This is a genomic window from Streptomyces sp. bgisy130 (assembly GCF_057708345.1).
Window position 1 is genome coordinate 515,004 of the sequence record NZ_JBYISA010000001.1, and the last position, 21,204, is coordinate 536,207.

Annotated in this window: 15 protein-coding genes and 2 pseudogenes; 5 read left to right on the forward strand and 12 right to left on the reverse strand. The window is 72.3% G+C overall.

From position 1 onward, the window contains the following. Window positions 1–111 precede the first annotated feature (111 nt). From AC3EUV_RS02440 to AC3EUV_RS02450, 3 genes and pseudogenes are all read right to left on the reverse strand, one after another. Window positions 112–621 (reverse strand): DUF1990 domain-containing protein, encoded by a 510-nt coding sequence (locus tag AC3EUV_RS02440; RefSeq protein WP_435602010.1) that lies wholly within the window; start codon window positions 619–621, stop codon window positions 112–114. A gap of 165 nt (window positions 622–786) precedes the next feature. Further along, window positions 787–1,338 (reverse strand): annotated as a pseudogene (locus AC3EUV_RS02445) (crotonase/enoyl-CoA hydratase family protein); the annotation flags it as partial. Continuing rightward, complete coding sequence (locus AC3EUV_RS02450) at window positions 1,338–3,002, reverse strand: acyl-CoA dehydrogenase family protein (RefSeq protein ID WP_435602011.1); 1,665 nt, start codon at window positions 3,000–3,002, stop codon at window positions 1,338–1,340. The pseudogene AC3EUV_RS02445 and the gene AC3EUV_RS02450, both read right to left, overlap by 1 nt. An 83-nt stretch (window positions 3,003–3,085) precedes the next feature. Between AC3EUV_RS02450 and AC3EUV_RS02455 the strand changes: the two genes are divergently transcribed. Beyond that, window positions 3,086–3,859, forward strand: coding sequence for a PaaX family transcriptional regulator C-terminal domain-containing protein (locus AC3EUV_RS02455; RefSeq protein WP_435602012.1), 774 nt, complete (start codon window positions 3,086–3,088; stop codon window positions 3,857–3,859). An 83-nt stretch (window positions 3,860–3,942) separates the two neighbouring features. Here AC3EUV_RS02455 and AC3EUV_RS02460 read toward each other — a convergent pair whose 3' ends face one another. Further along, a complete protein-coding gene (locus AC3EUV_RS02460) occupies window positions 3,943–5,349 on the reverse strand; it encodes an alpha/beta hydrolase family protein (RefSeq protein ID WP_432140678.1) in 1,407 nt (468 codons plus the stop codon). Between the two features lie 135 nt (window positions 5,350–5,484). After that, on the reverse strand, window positions 5,485–6,903 hold the full coding sequence (locus tag AC3EUV_RS02465) for a hypothetical protein (protein WP_435602013.1): 1,419 nt from the start codon (window positions 6,901–6,903) through the stop codon (window positions 5,485–5,487). A gap of 298 nt (window positions 6,904–7,201) precedes the next feature. On the opposite strand from AC3EUV_RS02465, the gene AC3EUV_RS02470 reads away from it, so the two are divergent. Beyond that, a complete protein-coding gene (locus AC3EUV_RS02470; protein ID WP_432140680.1) occupies window positions 7,202–8,470 on the forward strand; it encodes an aspartate aminotransferase type Ic in 1,269 nt (422 codons plus the stop codon). Between the two features lie 23 nt (window positions 8,471–8,493). On the opposite strand, the gene AC3EUV_RS02475 is transcribed toward AC3EUV_RS02470, so the two are convergent. Together AC3EUV_RS02475 and AC3EUV_RS02480 are read right to left on the reverse strand one after the other, a co-directional pair. Beyond that, a complete protein-coding gene (locus AC3EUV_RS02475; protein ID WP_435602014.1) occupies window positions 8,494–8,754 on the reverse strand; it encodes a hypothetical protein in 261 nt (86 codons plus the stop codon). Window positions 8,755–8,853: 99 nt separating this feature from the next. After that, the gene (locus AC3EUV_RS02480; RefSeq protein WP_435602015.1) at window positions 8,854–10,056 is read right to left on the reverse strand and encodes a lactonase family protein; all 1,203 of its coding nucleotides are present in this window, start codon (window positions 10,054–10,056) and stop codon (window positions 8,854–8,856) included. Between the two features lie 295 nt (window positions 10,057–10,351). Here AC3EUV_RS02480 and AC3EUV_RS02485 point away from each other — a divergent pair, with 295 nt between their 5' ends. Next, window positions 10,352–11,440 (forward strand): tetratricopeptide repeat protein, encoded by a 1,089-nt coding sequence (locus tag AC3EUV_RS02485; protein WP_435602056.1) that lies wholly within the window; start codon window positions 10,352–10,354, stop codon window positions 11,438–11,440. Here the strand turns inward: AC3EUV_RS02485 and AC3EUV_RS02490 are convergent. After that, a complete protein-coding gene (locus AC3EUV_RS02490; RefSeq protein WP_435602016.1) occupies window positions 11,334–12,758 on the reverse strand; it encodes a lipase maturation factor family protein in 1,425 nt (474 codons plus the stop codon). The two genes, AC3EUV_RS02485 and AC3EUV_RS02490, sit on opposite strands and share 107 nt — an antisense overlap. Window positions 12,759–13,149: 391 nt before the next feature. Between AC3EUV_RS02490 and AC3EUV_RS02495 the strand changes: the two genes are divergently transcribed. Beyond that, a complete protein-coding gene (locus AC3EUV_RS02495; RefSeq protein WP_159742382.1) occupies window positions 13,150–13,320 on the forward strand; it encodes a hypothetical protein in 171 nt (56 codons plus the stop codon). A gap of 55 nt (window positions 13,321–13,375) precedes the next feature. Here the strand turns inward: AC3EUV_RS02495 and AC3EUV_RS02500 are convergent. Both AC3EUV_RS02500 and AC3EUV_RS02505 read right to left on the reverse strand, forming a co-directional pair. Next, window positions 13,376–13,777, reverse strand: a pseudogene (locus AC3EUV_RS02500) (TIGR03086 family metal-binding protein); the annotation flags it as partial. A gap of 119 nt (window positions 13,778–13,896) precedes the next feature. Further along, window positions 13,897–15,732: an alpha-L-fucosidase gene (locus AC3EUV_RS02505; protein ID WP_435602017.1), complete on the reverse strand. Its 1,836-nt coding sequence runs from the start codon at window positions 15,730–15,732 to the stop codon at window positions 13,897–13,899. Between the two features lie 308 nt (window positions 15,733–16,040). Here AC3EUV_RS02505 and AC3EUV_RS02510 point away from each other — a divergent pair, with 308 nt between their 5' ends. Continuing rightward, window positions 16,041–17,603, forward strand: coding sequence for an AMP-binding protein (locus AC3EUV_RS02510; RefSeq protein ID WP_435602018.1), 1,563 nt, complete (start codon window positions 16,041–16,043; stop codon window positions 17,601–17,603). Between the two features lie 30 nt (window positions 17,604–17,633). Here AC3EUV_RS02510 and AC3EUV_RS02515 read toward each other — a convergent pair whose 3' ends face one another. Both AC3EUV_RS02515 and AC3EUV_RS02520 read right to left on the reverse strand, forming a co-directional pair. Further along, window positions 17,634–18,476 carry a nitroreductase/quinone reductase family protein gene (locus AC3EUV_RS02515; RefSeq protein WP_432140686.1) on the reverse strand — a complete coding sequence of 281 codons (843 nt, stop codon included), beginning with the start codon at window positions 18,474–18,476 and terminating at the stop codon, window positions 17,634–17,636. Between the two features lie 584 nt (window positions 18,477–19,060). After that, window positions 19,061–21,169: an alpha-galactosidase gene (locus AC3EUV_RS02520; protein WP_432140687.1), complete on the reverse strand. Its 2,109-nt coding sequence runs from the start codon at window positions 21,167–21,169 to the stop codon at window positions 19,061–19,063. Between the last annotated feature and the right edge of the window lie 35 nt (window positions 21,170–21,204).

A 21,204-nucleotide genomic window follows, 5' to 3' on the forward strand; every position in this document is an offset into this window, starting at 1 on the left:
GGGGCTATCAGGGCGTGAGCGGGGGTCGTGGCGGGCGCGCTGCTCCGGGAGCCGGCCCGGCCGGACGGGTGCCGCGACGGGCGGCGGTGGCCGGGGGCCGTCACATGGCATTCACGGACGGTTCACAAGGTGGCGGAGGGTCCGGCCGAGATGCCGGACGTACTGGCGCTGGAAGACCGGGACCAGCGGGCCCCCGAGGCGGGTGAGCGTCCGGGCGGGCCGGCTGAAGGCGGTCACCGTGAACCAGACCGAGCCGTCCGCGCGCAGCTCGGCGACGAACGCCTCCTCGCCGCATTCCGGATGCCCCTGCCGGGCCCCGTATCCGAACCCGACGCGGTTCTCCCCGTCCACCGTCCACACCACGGTGCACGGCGCCCGCAGCCGCAGCGGGCCGAACCCCAGCGACACCTCAACCTGCACGCCCGGCGCGGCCCGTGGGGCGTCCGAGCGGATTTTGGTGCCCGCCGCGCGATGCATCCGGAAGGTGGTGATCGCCTCGCCCGCCGCGGTCAGCACCGCGCGGCCGTGGCCCAGCGGCAGCTCCTCGCGGAGGTGGTGGTAGCCGGGCGGCAGCGGGGTGTGCCGAGTGCCGCCCTCCTCGGGGTAGTTCAGATCGCGCATGACGGGCTCCTGGAGGACGGGCGGCGACGACGGCGGGGCAGAGTGACCGTACGCGCAGAGCCGTGGGCGTTCAACGACACCGGCCGTCCGCGGGGTGGCGGGCCCCGCGGCCGCCGTCAGCTGCCGTCAGCCGTCGTGACCTGGGCCGGAGCGGGGGGAGTCCGGAGCGGTCGCGGGGCGGACCGGCACCACCCGGTGGACCAGCCCGATGTCCAGCGCCTCCGCCGCCGGGACCGGACGCCCCGTCAGCACCAGGTCCATCGCCCGGCTCGCGCCGATCGGCCGCGGCAGCCGCACCGTACCGCCGTCGGTCAGCGGTACGCCCCAGTGCCGGCAGAACACCCCGAACACCGCGTCCTCCTCCGCCACCCGGAGATCGCACCAGAGCGCCAGCTCCAGGCCGCCGGCCACCGCATGCCCCGCGACCGCCGCGATCACCGGCTTGCCGAGCCGCATCCGGGTCGGGCCCATCGGCCCGTCCCCGTCCGGGGCCACGCGGTTGCCGCGCCCGGTGCCGATCGCCTTCAGATCGGCACCGGCGCAGAACGTCCCGCCCTCGCCCCACAACACCGCGACCCGGGCATCCTCATCGGCGTCGAACTCACGGAAGGCGTCGGCGAGTTGCCGGGCGGTCACGCCGTCCACGGCATTGCGGGCGGCGGGCCGGGACAGCACCACCGTCGTCACCGGCCCGGCGCGCTCCACCCGTACGGTCATCAGGACGCGTTCCCGGCCGCATCCGCCGCGCCCGGCCGGGCCCGCTCCAGCACCGAGGTCAGATCCGCGCCGGCCGGCAGGGTGCCGAAGGCATGGCCCCACTCCCCGTCGAGCCGCGAGGCGCAGAACGCGTCGGCGACCGCCGGGTGGCTGTGCCGCACCAGCAGCGAACCCTGGAGCACCAGCGCCATCCGCTCCGCCAGCGACCGCGCCATCAGCTGCGCCCGCTCCGGATCGGCGAGCCCGCCGAGCATCTTGCGGACCCCGGCCACCGCCGCGTCCAGCCGCCGGTCGGCGCCCGCCGCGGTGTCCACCTCGGCGAGGAAGGCGTCCAGCGCGGCCGGCTCCTTGCCCAGGGCCCGCAGTACATCGAGCGCGGCGACATTGCCCGAGCCCTCCCAGATGGACAGCAGCGGCGCCTCCCGATAGAGCCGAGGCATGCCGGAATCCTCGACATAGCCATTGCCGCCCAGACACTCCAGGGCCTCCGCGGCGTGGGTGCTGCCCCGCTTGCACACCCAGTACTTGCCGGCCGCCAGCGCCAGCCGGCGCAGCGCGCTCTCCCCGGCGTCCCCGGCCTGCGAGCGGTCCACCGCGCTCGCCAGCCGCATCCCCAGCAGGGTCGCCGCCTCCGACTCGACCGCCAGATCGGCGAGCACCGAGCGCATCAGCGGCTGGCGGTCCAGCTCCCGCCCGAACGCCTGCCGGTGCGCGGTGTGGTGCAGCGCCTGCCGCAGCCCGGCCCGCATCCCGGCCGCCGACCCCAGCACACAGTCCAGCCGCGTCATGTTCACCATCTCGACGATGGTCCGCACCCCACGGCCCGGCTCGCCGACCGGCCAGGCCACCGCCTCGTCGTACTCGATCTCGGAGGACGCGTTGGAGCGGTTGCCCAGCTTGTCCTTGAGCCGCATCAGCCGCATCCCGTTGAGCGTGCCGTCCGGCAGCACCCGGGGCACCAGGAAGCAGCTCAGCCCCTCCTCGGTCTGAGCAAGCGCCAGGAACACATCGCTCATCGGCGCCGAGGTGAACCACTTGTGGCCGGTGAGGCGGTAGGTGCCGTCGCCGGCCGGCACCGCGCGCGTGGTGTTGGCCCGTACGTCGGAGCCGCCCTGCTTCTCCGTCATCGACATGCCGGCGATCAGGCCCGACTTGGTCAGCGGCGCCCGCAGCCCGAAGTCGTAAGCGCGGGCGGTGAGCAGCGGCTCGTACTGCGCGGCGAGCTCCGGAGCGGCCCGCAGCGCGGGCACGGCGGCGTAGGTCATCGAGATCGGGCAGCCGTGCCCCGCCTCGGCCTGCGACCAGACGTAGAACTTCGCGGCGCGCACCAGATGCGCCCCGGAGCGGCCGTCGGCCCAGGGCGCGGCGTGCAGCCCGTGCTCCACCGCGACGGTCATCAGCTGATGCCAGGCCGGGTGGAAGGCGACCTCGTCGATCCGGTGCCCGAACCGGTCGTGGGTGTGCAGCCGCGGTGGCTGCTCCTCCGCCCAGCGGGCCTGGTCCTGCACCTGCGCGGAGCCCGCCAGCGCGCCGAGCTCGGTCACCTCCCGCACGCCCCACTCGGCGCCGTCCCGGCGCAGCGCCTCCAGCAGGGCCGGCTCGTCCGCCGTGCTGAACCCGGTCAGCGGCGGGGCCTGATTCACGACTTCATGGGTGACGGTCATACCGTTGACGTTACAGAAACTGAACAACCGTGGGAAGACTGTAATGCCGACCGGAGCCGCCCTCGCTAGAATTTCCGGCACATATGAACGACGACCGCATCCGCACGATCGACGACGCCGAGGACGCCGCGCTCGCACTGCGCCCGCTCACCGCCCGCTCCATCGTGTTGAGCACCCTCCTCGGGCATCACCCGCCCCGGCTGCCCGTCCGCGCCCTGGTGCGGGTCGGCGAGCTCTTCGGCATCGCCGAGGGCACCGTCCGGGTCGCGCTCTCCCGGATGGTGGCCGCCGGTGACCTGCGGCAGACGGATGGCTCGTACGCCCTCACCGCCCGGCTGCTGGCCCGCCAGACCCGGCAGGACGAGAGCCGCTCCCCGCGGACCGTCCCCTGGAGCGGCGGCTGGGAGATCGCCGTCGTCGCCACCCCGGAACGCCGCCCGGCGGCCGAGCGCACCGCGCTGCGCCAGGCCATGGCCGGGCTCCGGCTGGCCGAGCTCCGTGAGGGCAGCTGGCTGCGCCCCGCCAACCTCGACCGGCCCCGCCCCGCCGTCGTCACCGACCAGTGCACCTGGTTCACCGGTACCCCGGACGGCGAACCGGCCGCGCTCGCCGGCCGGCTGTGGGACCTGACCGGCTGGGCCGGGCGGGCCCGCGCGCTGTCGGCCGCACTGGACCGCGCCGGCACCCACGCCGACCGCTTCACGGTCGCGGCGGCCGCCCTCCGCCATCTCCTCGCCGACCCGCTGCTGCCCGCCGAGCTCCTGCCGGAGAACTGGCCGGGCGCACAACTCCGCCGCACCTACGCGGAGTTCGAGACGGAGCTGCGCGATCTGCTACGGCAGTACCTGGCCGGTTAGAGCTCTCGTGCGCAGCCCCGTACGGACCGCGCCCGGACGCCGACGGGCCCCCGGCGCGCCCGGTGCGTACGCCACAGCCGGGCTCAGCCGCCGGACAGCCTCTCCTCCAGCCAGTCGAAGACGACCTCGCAGTGCTGCTGCGGGGCCATCGGGGAGCAGTGCAGCTGGGCGCCGGTGGCCGCGGTGAGCTTCACATAGTCCTTGGGAGCCGTCAGCTTCTCGAACAGCTGGCGCGGCTGCCCGGGATAGAACTGCTCGAACTCGTAGTCCAGCACCAGCGTGGGCATCTTGATACGGCTCACGACGTCCGTGATGTCCAGCGACTTGATGAGGGTGGCCGGGGTGTAGAAGTCGGTGAACATCTTGCCCGCACGGGCCGCGAGCATCGCCGGTACCGAGAAGGGCTCCATGCGCTTCTTCATCGTCGCGGCCTCGGCCGGCGACAGCCCGGGGACGGCCTCCTTGTTCCAGACGGTGTTGGTCTTCTCCTTGTTGCCCGGAATGAGGATCTCCCGGATCTCCGGCGGGAAGCCCAGCCAGGGCGAGAGCACGCCGGGCATCGCCACCAGCGCGGCGATCCGGCGCTCGAAGGCCGCCGCCCGGGGAGCCAGATCCCCGGCCATGCTCAGCCCGGTCAGGGCGATCTTGCCGGTGTCCACGTCCGGGCGGGCGGACAGCCAGTCGACGAGCGGGGTGACGACCTGCTCCCAGCGCGGGGTGAAGACCACCTGGTCGACGAAGAGCAACTGGCCCTGGCCGGGCCCGTCGTAGACCAGGGCGTTCCAGCCGCGCTGAAGAGCGGCCGCCACGCCGTAGGTCCACATGTCGACGTTCTGCCCGTCGCTGCCGTTCGTGAGGATCACGGTCGGGCGCCGCTCGCCCGAGCTGTCCGGCCGGAAGAACCACACCGGCAGCGGCGTCTTCCCGTACGGGACGCGTGCCGTCACCGGAACCGGGTCGCACCGCTCGCAGAACGCGTCCCAGGCGCCGCGTCCCGCTTTGTAGAGCGCCTCCTCGCTGCCGGGGGTGTCGGAGCCGAGGACGAAGAACAGCGCCTGTGCGTAGTACTGCGCGGCCCGCAGGGCACGGAAACGGGTGGTCTGGGTGTCGGGCTCACCGCTACCGGGCGGCTTCCGCAGCTGATCGCCGAGCGACTTGAAGGTCTCGGTGTACGTCTGCGCGGACAGCCCGGCCTTGTTGACCGTGTTCACGGCGGTGAGGACCTCGCCCACCTCGGCGGAGCCGTAACCGGATCCACCGAGCGCCAAGAGCCCGTTGAAGTTGAAGGCAGGGTCCTTGAAGAGCGTCATCACGCCGGGCGTGGGATCGCTCGCCGAGGCGTAGGCCCGGGCCGTGCGACGGGTGGCCGGCGCCGTCGCGGGCGATGCGCTGCACCCGGCGGCCAGGAGGGCCCCGGCCCCGCCGACGAGCCCGGTCAGCGTGGTGCGGCGGGTGGGGCCGGAAGCGCGATCAGCCGATGCGTTCGTCATGCCGCCCGAACGTACGAGCCGCGCCCCCCGGCCCCCCTCTGCGACACCCGGCCTTCCCCCGAACGCCACGCTCCACGGCCCACCTGAAGTTCAGCAAGCTGCTGACCCGGCTGACCCGTCTGACGCGGTCCGTCATCACGCCAGGGCGTCGAGCGCGTCCTCGGCCAGGACGGCCAGATACCGGGGGCAGCCCCATGTCTCGGCGCCCCGGGCTTCCTCCGGGGCGGTGAACTCACCCGGTGCGTAGAGGTGGTTGAGGTGTGCCGGGAAGTCCGGGCAGGCGGGCGGATGGGCCTCGTCGTGCGCACACGCCGTGTCGGGCGACGCCGTATGGACCCCGGTGAGCACCTCCCGGATCTCCTCACCGACGTCCGGGGCCAGTTCGACGGCCTCCGCGCACCACAGGACCAGGAGCAGCAGCACCAGACGTTCCCGCGGGCTGTCGTCCCCGGTGGCCGCGTACCGCCGCGCGGCCCAGCGCACGGCGTTCTCGGCCTCCCAGGACTTGTCGTACTCCGCCTCGTCGAAGCAGTGCGTGAGCGCGCCGATGTCGAGCCGTCCGTCGGGGCGGAGGTAGGTGTCGTCCAGGAGGCGGTCGTCCCGGGTGCCGAAGAGCGAGTCCCGCGCATAGCGCAGATTGCTCAGCGCCTCGTCGGCGAGGTCGCGCAGGAAGCCGTGGCACAGCCACCTCTTCAGGAGCTCACCGGAGGTCCATGCCCTGAGCTCGGCCCGGCCGCCGGGACTGCACAGGAAGTAGCCCGTCATGACGTCGCCGCTCGGGTCACCGGACGGCTGGGGGTGCTCGGCGGCGGTGTGCGGGCAGGAGGTGTCGCGCAGTAGCGGCAGCGCCGCCTCCAGGCCCGCGATCATGTCGTCCAGCACGGACTGCTCGGTGATCAGACCGGAGGCCGCGTACCACTGGCTCGCGTGCAGGGTGACGACGTACCCGGCGAGCACCCCCTTCGTCGGATGGCGGGGGAGGGCGCCGGCCTGGAAGGACAGCTCCTCACCGGGGTCGCCGTAGGGGTAGCCGTTGAGGAGCGACGACAGGCTGCGCAGTCTGCTCGTGTGGGCGGCGGGGATCCGCTCGGGGAGGCCGCCCGCCGTGAACGGGTCGAGGACGTCGGCGGTGAGCCGGGCGAAGCCGGCCACGTTGGCCGGGCAGCGCCAGGTGTCGCCCTCGGGCGCCGGGCCGGCCAGGCTCTCCAGGTCGGGCCCGGCCAGCCACACCTCGTCCGCCAGGAGTTCCTTCAGAGCGGCCTCATACGGGTGGGAGGTATGGGGGCACGGCAGCTCCCTCAGCGCCCGGTCGACGGCGAGCAATGCCTCCAGTGCGCTCCGGGCGGCCTCCGGCCCCGGCCGCCAGGTGAGGTAGCCGGCCACCCGCACCAGCCCGAACGTCCACAGCGGCGCCTGCTCGCCGCCGGGGTCGGCGAGCAGGCGGCGGACGCAGTCGCGTACGAGCGGATCCGCTTCGGCACGGTCCGAGGCCGCCGAGACGTGCCCCCACGCCTCGATGAGCCGCTGGGTCCGGGTGGCAGGAGTGTCGATCATGATCGGTACGACGTCGGGGTACCCGTGCCGGGTTCCTGGCGGCCGGCGGCGGGCCGGTGCCTCGTGGCCGGTATCGGCGACCATCTGCGCATACAGCGGAACACGCTCACGGATGCCTATTGCGGGTGTAAAGCCGCGAATGGGACGGCGGGGAGGGCTGGAACCCCACCATCCCGGGTCCGAGCAAGATCCACCCGGGGCTGGCCGGGGCGTTCGAACGGCGGTTTGTATCCTCGGCAGGCAGTACCGAAGCCCCGGGCGCCGTCCCCGCGGCGCCACCGGCCTGAGAGGAAACACCATGACCACCGAGCTGAGCGCCGAAGCCCTGAGCGGGCTGCTGGAGCGTGCCCGCAAGGACTATCAGGATCTCGCCGGGCGGGGGCTCTCGCTGAACCTCACCCGGGGCAAGCCGGCGCCCGAGCAGCTCGACCTCTCCACGGACCTGCTGAGCCTGCCGGCCGGGCGGCACACCGCCGCCGACGGTACGGACGTGCGCAACTACGGCGGTCTTCAGGGGCTGCCGGAGATCCGGGAGATCTTCGCCGATGTGCTCCAGGTACCGGTCGGGCAGCTCCTCGCGGCGGGTAACTCCAGCCTTGAGCTGATGCACGACTGCCTGGTGCACGCCCTGCTGAGCGTGCTGCCGGGGGCCGAGTCGCGCTGGGTGGACCAGGAACGGATCGCGTTTCTGTGCCCGGTTCCGGGTTACGACCGGCACTTCGCGCTCTGTGAGCGGTTCGGGATCGAGATGATCCCGGTGCCGATGACGGCCGAGGGGCCGGACATGGCGGTCGTGGAGCGGCTGGTCGCCGAGGACCCGGCCGTCAAGGGCATCTGGTGCGTCCCGAAGTACAGCAACCCGGACGGGGTCTGCTACAGCGACGCGACGGTGGCGCGACTGGCCGCGATGAGCGCCGCCGCGCCTGATTTCCGGATCTTCTGGGACAACGCGTACGCCGCCCACCACCTCACCGACGAGCCGGCCGAGATAGCCGATCTGCTCGCCGCCTGCGCCGAGGCCGGGAACCCGGACCGCGCGTTCGTGTTCGGCTCCACCTCGAAGATCACCGCGGCCGGCGCCGGCGTCGCCTTCTTCGGCTCGTCGCCCGCGAATGTGCAGTGGCTGCTGGGCAACAACGCCAAGCGGTCGATCGGCCCGGACAAGGTCAACCAGTTGCGGCACGCGATGTTCCTGCGGGACGCCGACGGGGTGCGGGCCCACATGGAGCGCCAGCGCGCCCTGCTCCAGCCGAAGTTCGAGATGGTGGCCCGGATCCTGGAGACGGAGCTCGGCGGCACCGGGCTCGCCCGGTGGACCGACCCCAAGGGCGGCTACTTCGTCACCCTCGAAGTGCCGGACGGCTGCGCCAAGGAGGTCGTACGCCGGGCCGCCGAGGCGGGCATCGTGCTGACCCCGGCCGGCGCCACCCACCCGTACGGCGACGACCCGCGCGACGCCACCATACGGATCGCGCCCAGCTACCCGGGCCTCACGGAGCTGGAGCAGGCCATCGAGGGCCTCGCCGTCTGCGTCCGGCTCGTGGGCTACGAGCAGCAGGCCGCCTAAGGGCCTCTGTCGGCCGGCGCGGCTCAGACCGCGTCGGCCGGCCCCTTCCGTCGTCGCAGCTCGTATGCGGCCGGCACCACGGCCACCGTCAGCAGACTCAGCCAGAACTGCGACCGGCTGTCCGGCAGCCACGCCATCGCCCCGATCACCCCGCCCAGCGCGATCAGCCGCATATGGCGGCGCCTGAGCCCCTGCTGCAATCCGCCCGCCGCGGCCGGCGTCCCGCCCCGTGCGGCGCCGTCGTCCCGTACCGTGCCGTCGTCCCGTACCGTTCCCGTGCTCATGCGGGCCGACGCTAGTGAGCCCGTCCTGCGGCGCTGTTGCCGCAGTGTTTCCGTCTGCGGAACGTCACGGCGGGGGCCGGAGCGGCCCGTGTGCCGTGCTCACCGCGGCAGTACGCACACCGGGACCGGGGCCGTGAACGGGGCTCCCGCGCGCCGCAGCGCCCCGGTCCGGGCGTCCACCGCGAACACCGTCACCGACCCCGACTTCTGGTTCGCCGCGAACAGCCAGCGCTGATCCGGCGAGAAGGCGATCTGCCGGGGGAAGTCCCCGCCCACGGGCACGGTGTCCAGCAGCCGCAGCCGGGCCCCGGCCGCCTCCACGGCATAGCGGGTCAGGCTGTTGTGACCCCGATTGGCGAGAAAGGCGAACCGGCCGTCCCGGGTGACCAGGATCTGTGCGGGATAGCTGGTGCCCGGACCGGTGCCCGTGGACTGCGGCGCACCGGGGGTGAGCCGTCCGCTGCGGCGGTCGTAGCGGCAGACCACGACCGTGTTGTCGACCTCGTTCGCGAGGTAGGCGAAGTCGCCGGAGGGATGAAAGGTCAGATGCCGGGGGCCGGCCCCGGGCCGCAGCGACGCCGACGACACCTGGGTCAGCTTTCCGGCCGGGGTGTCGAGCCGGTAGGTGTAGACGGTGTCGTTGCCGAGGTCCACGGCCAGTACGTGACGGCCGTCCGGGGCGGTGATGATCTGGTGGGCGTGTGGCCCGTCCTGGCCGGGGCCGGGCGGCGGGCTGGTGTGGGTGACCAGATCCGTGCGCTCGCCCAGGGCACCGGTGGCCGGGTCGACCGGATGCACGGCGACGCTGCCGGAGAGGTAGTTGGCGCTGAGCAGCCAGCGCCCGCCGGGATGCACCGACAGATGGCAGGGGCCCGCGCCACCGGTGGACCGGGTGCCCAGCACCGCGGGCGGCCCGTCCGGCCGCAGCGCCATGGCGGTCACCCCGCCCTGCTCCCGCTCGTTGACCGCGTAGAGCGTCCGGCCGGACGGCGCCAGGGCGAGGTACGAGGGATCGGCGACCCCCTCCACCACCCCGCCGGCGGTGAGCTGCCCGGTCACAGTGTCGTACGTCCCGAACCCGACGCCGGTGCCGCCGCCCGCGACCGAGGTGTACGTCCCCAGGAAGAGCGGACGGACGCGGGGCGGGCGGGGCGCCGGGCGGTGGGTGGCCCGGGCCGGTCCGGGGTCCCGGATCGACAGCAGCCCCGTCCCGGCCGCCGCGGTGAGCCCCGCGACGGTGCCGAGGAATCGCCGGCGGCCGGTCCCGGTCCCGGCCGGTGTTCCCGTGTCTTCTGCTCCCATGCCACACCTCGTGCTCGCGGTCGGTGGCCCGTGATCGGGTGGTCGTAGCAGGGTGTCCCGTCCTGCCCGCTCGGGCAAGCAGAGCACCCCGCGGGGTGCGGTGCACCGGGCTCGCGGGGTCTTCCTTCGGAGGGATGACCCTGACGGACCCGTACATCCTCAAGATGACCATGGTCCTCATCCGTAGCACTCGAGTCGTACGGCATAACCCATACGCGGACTGATTCGCCGGACCCCCCACCGCTCATAGGTTGTTGATCAAGGCACGGAGATGAGTCGAGAGGGCCACGGATATATGTACGGCAAGGCATTCGCCCCGGAATATCAGGGTGAGTTGGGCTCGGCCCTGGGTGTGAACTCCTCCTACGAGGAGGTGCTGGCGACGGCGAGCCGGGCACACGCCGACGCGGGCACACCACTGGAGCGGTCCCGGGCCGCGCTCGCGGTCGCCGAGGCCAACCGCCGGCTCGGCCGCGTCGAGGCGGCGGGCGACGCCTGGCGGGACAGCTACCGCAGCGCCCGCACCGCCGAGGACGCGGGCGCCATGGCCTGGGCGCTGTGGAGCGGCGGCACCCTGGCCCGCCAGTGCGGGACCCTGCCGCTCGCCCGCCGGCTGCTGACCCACGCCGTCGCGCTGGCCGACGGCAGCGGCGACCGCCTCGCCCACGGCTACTCGCTCGCCGGCCTGGCCGAGACCGGCCGCATACAGGGCGACTACGCCGCGGTCGCCGAGCTCCATGAGCAGCTGCTCGAACAGGGCCGGGCGCACGGCGAGGCCCGGCACATGGTCTGGGCGATGTCCGGCATAGCCCAGATGCACCGCAACACCGGCGGCTACGACAAGGCGCTGGAGCTGTTCGAGGAGTCCGCCCGGATCGCCGCCGAGGCCGATGACTTCCGCGGGCGCGCCTGGTCGCTGCGCGGCGTCGCCGATGTCCTGTCCGTACAGGGCGAGACGGACCGGGCGCTGGCGCTGCTGTCCGAGGCGGAGGCCATCTGCCGCACCATGGACCTGGCGAGCGCGCTCGCGTACAACCACAAGATGCGCGCCAACGTCCTCTACCGGGCGGGCCGTTACGAGTCCGCGCAGGAGACCTACACCCTCTCGCTGGCGGAGTTCCGCGAGATGCAGGAGCCCCGTGGCGAGGCGCTCTCCCGGCTCGGCCTCGCCAAGTCCCGCGCCCGCCTCGGCCGCGACGAGCACGAGACCCTGGCCGAACTCGCCGCGCTGGAAAAGGACTTCGTACGCATCGGACTGCGCCATGCGCGCGATATGGTCATCGCCTTCCGCGCAGAGCTGACCGCGCGAGAGGCGGCAGAAACTCCCGCTCCTCGGTGCGATGCCACCACGCCCCGGTATCCCGCAGTTCCCGCCAGGTCGTGAAGCGGTAGCGGAAGACCCGGGCCCTGATCCGGGCCGGCGGCAGATCGGGGAACGGATTGCCGCGCAGCAGCCGCAGGGTGTCCCGGTCGTTCTCCAGCAGCCGGGCCACGAACGGCACGAACCACGCCTGCGCGTAGGCCGGTGACAGCGCGGCGAACCACATCAGCCAGTCCAGCCGCAGGTGATACGGCGCGAACTGACGCGGCAGCCGGCGCACCTCGCCCGGCTTGCCGTGGAACTCGTACGCGAGCCAGGTGGTGTCCGGCCCGGTCACCGCGTCCGCCGTCCCCTCCACCACGATCTCCCGGCGGACCCGGGTGATACTGCCGAACGCGCCGTACGAGTTGACCAGATGCAGCGACTCGTAGGACGTGTTCATCAGCTGCTGCCGGGCCAGCAGATTGCGGGCCGGGCGGTAGCTGAGCGCGAGGACCCCGGCGGTGGCGAGGAGGACCAGGACCTCGAACCACACGGGCGGTGCCGGGAGTGGCGCGGCGGGCTGCGCCCACAGCGGGGCGGCGGCCGACAGGGCGAGCGCGATGGTCACCCAGTTCAGCCAGGCGAAGTTGCCGGACAGCACCAGCCACAGCTGGGTGACCAGCATGACGACCGCCGCCCATCCGGCGATCGACTGCGGTGTGAACAGCAGGACCGGAACGGCGAGTTGGGCGGCATGGTTGGCGGCCACCTCGACCCGGTGCAGGGGCTTGGGCAGATGGTGGAAGAACCAGCTCAGCGGCCCCGGCATCGGCTGGGTCTCATGGTGGTAGTAGAGGCAGGTCAGATCCCGCCAGCAGGTGTCACCGCGCATCTTGATCAGCCCGGCCCCGAACTCCACCCGGAACAGCAGCCATCGCAGTAGCCACATGACCGTCACCGGGGGAGCGGTCTCGGCGTTACCGAGGAACACCGCCAGCGAGCCGGCCTCCAGCAGCAGCGATTCCCAGCCGAAGCCGTACCAGGTCTGCCCGACGTTCACGATGGACAGATACATCGCCCACAGCGCGGCCCACAGCACCATCGACGCCCACAGCGGCACGGCGTCCGCGGCCCCCGCCGCCACGGCCGCGGCGAGCAGGACCCCGCTCCACGACCACAGGGCGAAGAAGCGGTCCGAGTAGTGCCGGTGGAAGACCGAGGGCGCCGCGCGGAACGGCACCATCGCCACATACGCGGGGACCGGCAGCATGCCGCGGGCACCGATCAGTGCCCGGAACTGCCGCACCGCCGCGAGGAAGGCGACCACATAGAGAACGGCCAGCGTGCGCTGGAAGACCAGCCGCCCGAGCCAGTAACCGGAATCGGAGAACCATGCCACCCGCCCATGGGTAGCACCGCGACCGCGCGCTCTGCCGCATGGCGCGCGGCCCCGGTGGCTGGATCCTTCGCTCCTTCCCCAGCGTAGGGAGCGAGGCGAATGCAGCAACCGCAGGGCCATTGGAGTGAGTGATGTGCATCACAAATCTCACCCTTTCCCCCCGTCGTTGAGGGGAGCGATATTCGCGCTTTTCGAGGACTTGACTTTCGCAAGGGAAAACGTCGAGCGCGCCGCGTGCCGCGTCGTTACTCTGAGGGGCGACGGACGACCTTTCTGGGAGACGCCAACACCATTGGCCCGTCGCGGGAACGCCACAAACCTTGGCTGACCTCCCGGTTTGTGAACAAGGCGCCACCGCGTCGGAACCAATACCTCGATGAAGGAGTGCGTGGTGGCTTTGCACAAGGCTCAACACAAGCAGCCCCGTTTGAAGCAGGGCGAGCGGCCAGGTCGGATCAAGGAAGTCCGCAATCTGGAAGTCTGGGACCGCTGTGCCCCGGTGCGTCTGGCCGGCTGCGAGGACGATCCCGCCGAGCCGAATATCTTCCGCGGCATCGACTGATCGGCTGATCTCAGGTGTGACGCCGGCCCTGACCCGTGGGCCTCCTCCTCCCGGGTCAGGGCCGGCGCCCGAGCAGGCACAGCAGCCGGGTGAGCGCGTCGGCGTCCGCCGGCGGCTCGACCGCCGGGGCGAACAGCCCGGAAGCGGAGAGCCCGGGGGCATACGGCTCCACCTCGCGCAGCGCCGCCGTCGCCAGATGGCCCGGCAGCCGCTCCTCGGCGCCGATCGCACGGGACAGATCCCAGGCGTGCACCACCGCGTCGGCCGTCATCTGCGTGCAGTACGCGCCGGCCCGTTGCGAGCCGTAGGACAGCTGGACCGGGCGGCCCAGCGCACCGCGCTCCGTGAACGCCGCCACGGCGGCCACCGCCGCGCGGTCCCAGGCCCCGGCCGGGTCGTCCCCGAGCACATCGCCGTCGTACGCCGATCCGACGTCCGTGATCGAGGCGCCGTCCCGCGGGCACCGGCAACGGCGCCCCGACGTACGGCCGGTCACCTCAGGGCCGCGGTGACCCGAACGGCCCAACGGGGGCGGTCGATTTCCCGCCCCCGTCTGCTTCCCGCCCCCGTCCGCGGTCAGTCGGCGTAGAGCTGACGCCGCGGCACGATCTGCCGGTCCTGGCTCGGGCTGGACCACAGCAGCTTCATATGGGCCTCGCCGGTCTGCTCCGTGTAGTCGATCCGGATCCGGATCCGGTGCCGGTGACCGGCTTTCAGGGTGACCGTCCCCTTGTCGGTCTTCGGACCGTGCGGGGTGGCACTGTCGATCACCACCTTGCCGTCGATCCACAGCCGCACGGTGTCGTCCGAGACGGTGGTGAAGGTGTACGTCTCGTCGTAGCGCGGCTGGATGCTGCCGGTCCAGCGGGTGCTGAAGTGATCGGTGGGGATCTCCGGGGCCGGTGAGCCGTCGAAGCGGTAGGACTTGTTCACCGTCGGATCGACGGAGGTCACCGCGGGCGGGCCGGAGAAGGAGTCATTGGCCCAGCTGTGTGCCGTCAGCCCGGTGCCGCTGCCGGCGGGCGCCGCGGCCGGCGGCCGGATGGTGAGCCGGATGACGCTCGCCCGCGGATCGGTGGCCGCGCCGGACGGCGTGATATCGAAGCCGTCCCCGGAGCGGGCGACCTTGACCTGCTGGGAACTGCCCAGCACGCGGGCGGCGGTGAGGCCGAACGGTGCCCGGGCCGTGAGGTGGAGGGGAGCGCCGGCGGCCGGCCAGGAGGTGACCGCGGCGTACAGCTCGTTGCCCCGGCGGGAGACCGCGCCCCAGGGCGGGTCCGCCACCAGCCCGGTGTGCCCGGCCCCGTACACCGCGTCGCCCTGGCCGTGCGCGGCCAGCCAGCCGCCGGTCTCGCGCAGCCGGTCGACGGACGGCTGCGGGATGCGCCCGAGCCGGTCCGGCCCTACGTTGAGCAGATAGTTGCCGCCGCGGCTCGCCACGTCCAGCAGATTGCGCAGCACGGTCTCCGACGACTTCCAGTGGGTGTCGTACTTGGCGAAGCCCCAGTGGTCGTTGAGCGTCATACAGCTCTCCCACAGCTGCCCGTCCACCGGCTCCGCCGGGATCTCCTGCTCCGGCGTGCCGAAGTCGCCGTCGACCACCTCGCGCTTGCCGACGCGGTTGTTGAGGATCAGGCGCGGGTTCAGGGTGTGCAGATACGCCTGGAGGTCCGCACCGTCCCGGCGGGACCAGGGGTTGGTGGGGTTGTCCGTGTCCCACTCGCCGTCGAACCACAGCAGCGCCGGGGCATAGTTCTCGATCAGCTCCTTGAGCTGGGCGTACATCCGCTCCTTGTAGCGCGGGAAGGTGTCCGGTCCGGCGAAGTCCGGGTCGTGCCAGTCCCAGATCGAGTAGTAGAAGCCGAGTTTGATGCCGGCGGCGTCGGCGGCCTTCTTCAGCTCGGCGAAGAGGTCGCGCCGCGGGTCGAAGGCGGAGTGGTCGCGCAGATTCCAGGTGTTCTGCCGCGTCGGCCACATCGCATAGCCGTCATGGTGCTTGGCGGTGATGACGATATAGCGCTGACCGGCGTCCTTGGCCGCCCGGACGATCGCGCGGGCGTCGAAGGCGGACGGGTTGAAGGTGGCCGCCTGCCGCTCGTACTCCTCGTCCGGGATCCGGCACTCGCGCTTGATCCACTCCGCGTTGCGGCAGACCGTGCCGTCGGGCCGGGTGTACTCGCCTTCCAGATTCGAGTACGCGCCGAAGTGGATGAACATCCCGAAGCGGCTCTGCCGCCACCACGAGGTGCGCGCCGAGGTGAAGGGATCGTCGGTGGCGTGATTGGTGCCGGGGCCGGCGGTGGGCCGGGGCGGGGGCTGTGCGGCGGCCCCGGGGCCACCGGCGGTCAGCAGCAGGGCGCCCAGCGCCCCCGTCAGTCCCAGCAGCCCGAACCGTCTTGTGCGGCTGTGCATCGCTCGCTCCTCGGGTCAGTTGGTCACGTACGTGCCTCCTGTGCCATCCCGCATGGTGCAGCCCCGGCACCCGGACCGGAAGACCCCGGGCGCCACAAACATCGGAGCACCTTGGGGAAGAAGGCGGAGAGTTGGGGGAGTTGACCGCTGGTGAGCCGGAAGACCTCGGACCTAAGAGGAGTGCGGGGGAGTGGCCGAGAAGTGGGCGTCCGATGGCCGGAAGCGGTGCTGACGCATGGTCAGCGCCCTGGCGGGTAGCGCCCCTTGCCGGTTCAATGAGCGAGCCGGCCGCACCCACTGGAGGCACCATGGAAGCCGTCGTCCGATCCGCCGCCGGGCCCCCGGCCATCCGCTGCGCGGGCCATGAACGCGACTATCCGGCCTTCCTCGACCGTGCGGCACGGATAGCCAACGGCCTGACGGAGTGGGGAGTCGAGCCGGGCGACCGGATCGCCGTGGTGCTGCGCAACGAGCCCGCCCATCTGGAGATCACCGCCGGCGCCGCGCTCCTCGGGGCCTCGGCGGTACCCGTCAACTGGCACTTCCGGCACCACGAACTACGGCATGTGCTCAGCGACAGCGGCAGCAAGGTCGTCTTTGTGCACACCGATCTGCTGGCCGCGGTGTCCGCCGTGCTCCCCGACGGCGTACGGATCGTCGAGGTGGCCGTCCCGGCCGGTGTCGCGGCCGCCTGCGGCATCGCCCCGCCACCGCCCACCGGCGAACACCCGCTGCTCGACGACTGGCTGGAGGACTGCGCACCGCTGCCCCAGGCCGCCGCCGAACGCCCGCCCACCATCATCTACAGCTCCGGCACCACCGGCCGCCCCAAGGGGGTGCTGCGCGAACCTGTCGCCGCGGACCGGCTGGAGGAGGCGGTGCTGCGGTTCCTGGAGTACTTCGCCGTCGCCCCCGGCGGCCGTACGCTCATCCCCGCCCCGCTCTACCACGCCTCGCCCAGCCAGCACGCCGTCCTCGCGCTCGCGGCCGGTCTGGACATCACGCTGATGCCGCGCTTCGACGCCGAGGAGTTCCTCCGGCTGATCTCCCACCACCGCATCGAGCAGGTGCAGGTGGTGCCCACGATGTTCGTCCGGCTGCTGCGGCTGCCCAAGGACGTCCGTGAGCGCTACGACCTGTCCTCGCTCACCTCGGTCGTGCATGCCGCGGCGCCCTGCCCGCCGCATATCAAACACGCCATGATCGACTGGCTGGGGCCGGTGCTGCGGGAGTACTACGGCGGCAGTGAGACCGGCGCCGTGACCTGGTGCGACAGCACGGAGTGGCTGGCCCACCCCGGCACCGTCGGACGGGCCACCGGCACCTGCGGAGTCGCGGTCCTGGGCCCCGACGGGGAGCCGCTGCCGACCGGTGCCACCGGCGACATCTACCTCAAACCCGCCGAAGAATGGCCGCGGTTCACCTACCTCGGCGACCCGGACAAGCGCGCCGCCATGGAAGCGGCGGGCCTGCCCGGGTACGTCACCATCGGGGACATCGGCCACCTCGACGCGGACGGCTATCTCTACCTCAGCGACCGCCGCAACGACATGGTCATCTCCGGTGGGGTCAACATCTACCCCGCGGAGATCGAGGGCTGTCTGCTGGCCCTCGACGGGGTCCGGGACGTGGCGGTCTTCGGTATCCCCGACGAGGAGTTCGGCGAGGTCCTCGCCGTGCATCTGGAGACCGAACCCGGCGTGCTGCTGAGCGCCGAGACGGTACGTGCCCATGTGGCGGCGCGGCTCGCCGGGTACAAGGTCCCCCGGGCCGTGGTCTTCGAGGAGCGGCTGCCGCGCGACGAGTCGGGAAAGCTCTTCAAGCGGCAGCTGCGGGATCCGTACTGGGCGGGACACGACGGCGTGATCTGAACGCCGGGCCCGCCCGGTGGGCCCAGCGGTTCAGCACATTCCTCCGTCGAGGACCGGAATCAATTGCTCCTCCTCATAGGTGAGATGGTCTTCCACCTCCTTGGTGAGGCGCTCGACTTCGGCGAGCACCCGCTGCGGATCCGCGTCCTGGGCGGAGATGACTTTCTGTAGGTCGGCGAGAAGGACGGCGAGTTTCTTGTGTTCCTCCTGAAGCCGCTCAAGGGCCGGCGCGAGTTCGGGATGGTTCCGGCCGAGCATCGGAAACATTCCGGCGTCCTCGCCGGTGTGGTGGTTGCGAAACCCCTGGCAGAGGGTCAGACAGTTCACCCGGAGCTGGGCGCCGAGACCGGGGCCCGAGGCGGCGATTTCCTTGCGGATCAGGGTGAGTTCCTGGCGGAATCCGTCGTGTACGGCCTTGAGTGCCGCACCCGCCGAGGACGCGTTGATGCGCGGCGGCCCGGCCGGGATTTCCTCCAGGGCCACCACCGGAAGGATGCGCTCCGTCCGCTCCTGGTAGTCGGACCAGCCGGGATCGGTCGCGGCCGCGCGGGCGAAGGCCCGGTCGCGCTCGGCGCCTTCCAGGACAACGGCTTGCGCCTCGTAGGTGAAGACGCCCGCCTCGACGGTGACCCGGGGATGGGCCACCAGGTTGTGAAACCAGGCCGGATGCTTCGGGGCGCCGGCCGCCGAGGCGATAACCAGGACCCGTCCGTCGCCGTCGGGAAGGTAGCCGAGCGGAGTGGTGTGCGGGGCGCCGGACCGCGCACCCGTAGTGGTCAGCAGCAGCAGTCGGCCGCCCTCGAAGGGGCCGCCGACGCGGCCGCCGTTGGCGCGGAACTCCTCGATGATCTGTCGGTTGAAATCGATCGGCATATTCGGTGTCTTCTCCAGGATGAGGGAATGCGGTGAGCCCGCTGAGATATGCGGGCAGGGCGAAGAAGCCCTGCGGGAGAGACGGAGAACCGCTCATCGGGCAGGGCGAATTGACCTCGGGTGAAAGGCATTCGGCCGAGGTTCGGGGGCGCCGCAAAGGCGGCTGGGGAAAAGGGCGCGCGGTTACGCGGAAGGTGCGTGCGGAAGCGGGGCGCAGGCAGGGTGAAACCCGTACGCGAGCCGAACCCGCAGGAAAGGAAGAGCGCGCAGCGCGCGAAAGCTGAAAGAGCGGAGGGGGCGGGCCTCTTGGCGCCCGCCTGGCGGTCACGTGGTGACCGGGAACCTCACTCGCTCATGGCACATGGCCGACCCGGTAGTCACGCGACAAAGGTAATGCCATAAAGGAAAGAAGGCAACGGCGAGGCGGAATAGGGTCAGGGGTCCGTAGCCCCCGGGTGCCGGATCGGGCGGCGCGCCCGACCGCCCGACGAGAGGGGCCGAACTCGCCGTCACGGACGACCGATTGCGTCACCGGCTCACCGGCTCACCGGCTCACCGGCTCACCGGCTCACCCGCTCACTCGCTCACCGCCGTACGGCCTCCAGCAGCACCAGCCGCTCCGGGAACAGCGTCGGTGCCTGCACCCCCACCTCGGCCAGTACCCGCCCCGGCAGTGTCACGCCCCGCTCCCACCAGGGCAGTGCGGACGTGACCGGCCCCTCCGGGCGGTCCCCCGGCGCCAGCGGCGACAGCCGGTAGTCCGCGTCCGGATCCAGCCCCGGCAGCCGCACCCGCCCGGCGGGGGCCTGCACACTCGTGGCCATCTGCACCAGCGCGAACACCGCCCGCCCGGCGTCCCCGGCCACCACGCCGTGCACCCACAGCGCCGGGTCGGGATGGTCGCCGCGCACCACCGTCCCGCTGTGCAGCAACGGCCGCAGCGTCCGGTACAACGCCACCCACTCGGCCAGCCGCGCCCGCTCCGCCGCGCTCGCCGCCGTCAGGTCCCACTCGATCCCGAAGTGACAGAACAGCGCGGTCCCCGCCCGGAAATCGAGGGTGTGCCGCCGCCCCGTCGTGTGGGCGACCGGCGCCCCCACATGCGCGCCGAGCAGCTCCGGCGGTAGCAACAGCCCGGTCCAGCGCTGGATGTGCTGCCGTTCCAGCGCATCGATGCAGTCGCTGGTCCACACCCGGTCGGTGCGTTCCAGCACGCCCAGGTCCACCCGGGCGCCACCCGACGCACAGGACTCGATCTCCAACTGCGGGTGCAGCGCCCGCAGCTCGTCCATCAGCCGGTAGGTGGCCATGGTCTGGTGGTGCGCTGCGGCGTCCACGAGGTCCCGATTGTGGTCCCACTTCAGATAGTCGATGGGGTGCTCGCGCAGCAGGGTGTCCAGCCGTTCGCGGACATGGGCGTACGCCTCGGGGCGCGCCAGATCCAGGACCTGCTGATGGCGGGAGGCCGGCGGCAGCCGGGACGGGGAGTCGGCCAGAATCCAGTCCGGATGCGCACGGGCCAGATCGGAGTCCGGATTGATCATCTCCGGCTCGACCCACAGCCCGAACTGCATCCCCAGCCCCCGCACGGTGTCGATCAGCGGCCGCAGCCCGTCCGGCCAGACCGCCGGGTCCACATACCAGTCGCCGAGCCCGGCGTGATCGTCCCGCCGCCCCCGGAACCAGCCGTCGTCCAGCACGAACCGCTCCGCGCCGACCTCGGCCGCGGCCCGCGCCAGCCGTTCCAGGGTGGCCAGGTCCTGGTCGAAGTAGACCGCCTCCCAGGTGTTGAGGGTGACCGGCCGGGGGGACGCCGGATGTCCGTCGCGGGCCCGCAGCTCGTGGTGGAAGCGGCCGGCCAGCTCGTCCAGGCCATGGCGTCCGTAGGAGCCGTGGAGCCAGGGGGAGCGGTAGGTCGCGCCCGGGGCCAGCCGGACCTCGCCCGGCAGCAGCAGTTCGCCGCCGGCCAGCACCGTCTGCCCGGCCGGGGTGCGCTCGGCGAGCGTGCGATGGTTGCCGCTCCAGGCCACATGCAGCCCCCACACCTCACCGGACCGGAAGCCGAAGCCCGCCTCCCCGGCGGTCAGCAGCAGCGTCGCATCGCTGCCGGTCCGCCCGCGCCGGCCTTCCCGCAGATGCGTGCCCAGCGTGAACGCATGCCGCTGCGGGGCGCGTTCGCGCAGATGCCGGCCGGTGAGATCGAGCAGCTCGGTGGCCTGCGCGGGGACCGGCAGCGCGGGCGTCAGCCCGGTGAGGTGGTAGGGCCCGTCGCCGGTGTTGGTGACCGCCGCGCGCAGCCGCACCAGCCCGGCACCGGTCAGCCCGAGCTCCAGCGTGAGCGCGAGACTGCCGGCCGGGTCCACCGCCTCGACGGTCAGCCGCCGGCTCTCGTGCTCCACGGACCTGCCGCGCACGGTGAAGGCGGGCGCGGCGGTACGGCCCGCACGATGGCCGCTCAGCCCCGGAGTGCCGGGCCAGCCCGCGGACTGCTGGGGCAGCACGCTCAGCGGGACCGGCTCGTCCAGTGCGTTGGGGACGGTCTGCGGGACGTCGGCGGAGCACAGCCCGGCGAGCCGGCCGGCCGCGACCGCACCGAGGTCGGCGCCCCAGTGCACGACGCGCGGCAGACCGGTTCCGGACACGTCCAGCACCAGGCTGGTGTTGGCGGCCCGGAAGTGCAGGAGGTCGTCCATGGCGAGATCCCTTCGTGACGGCCGGGAGGGTGGGG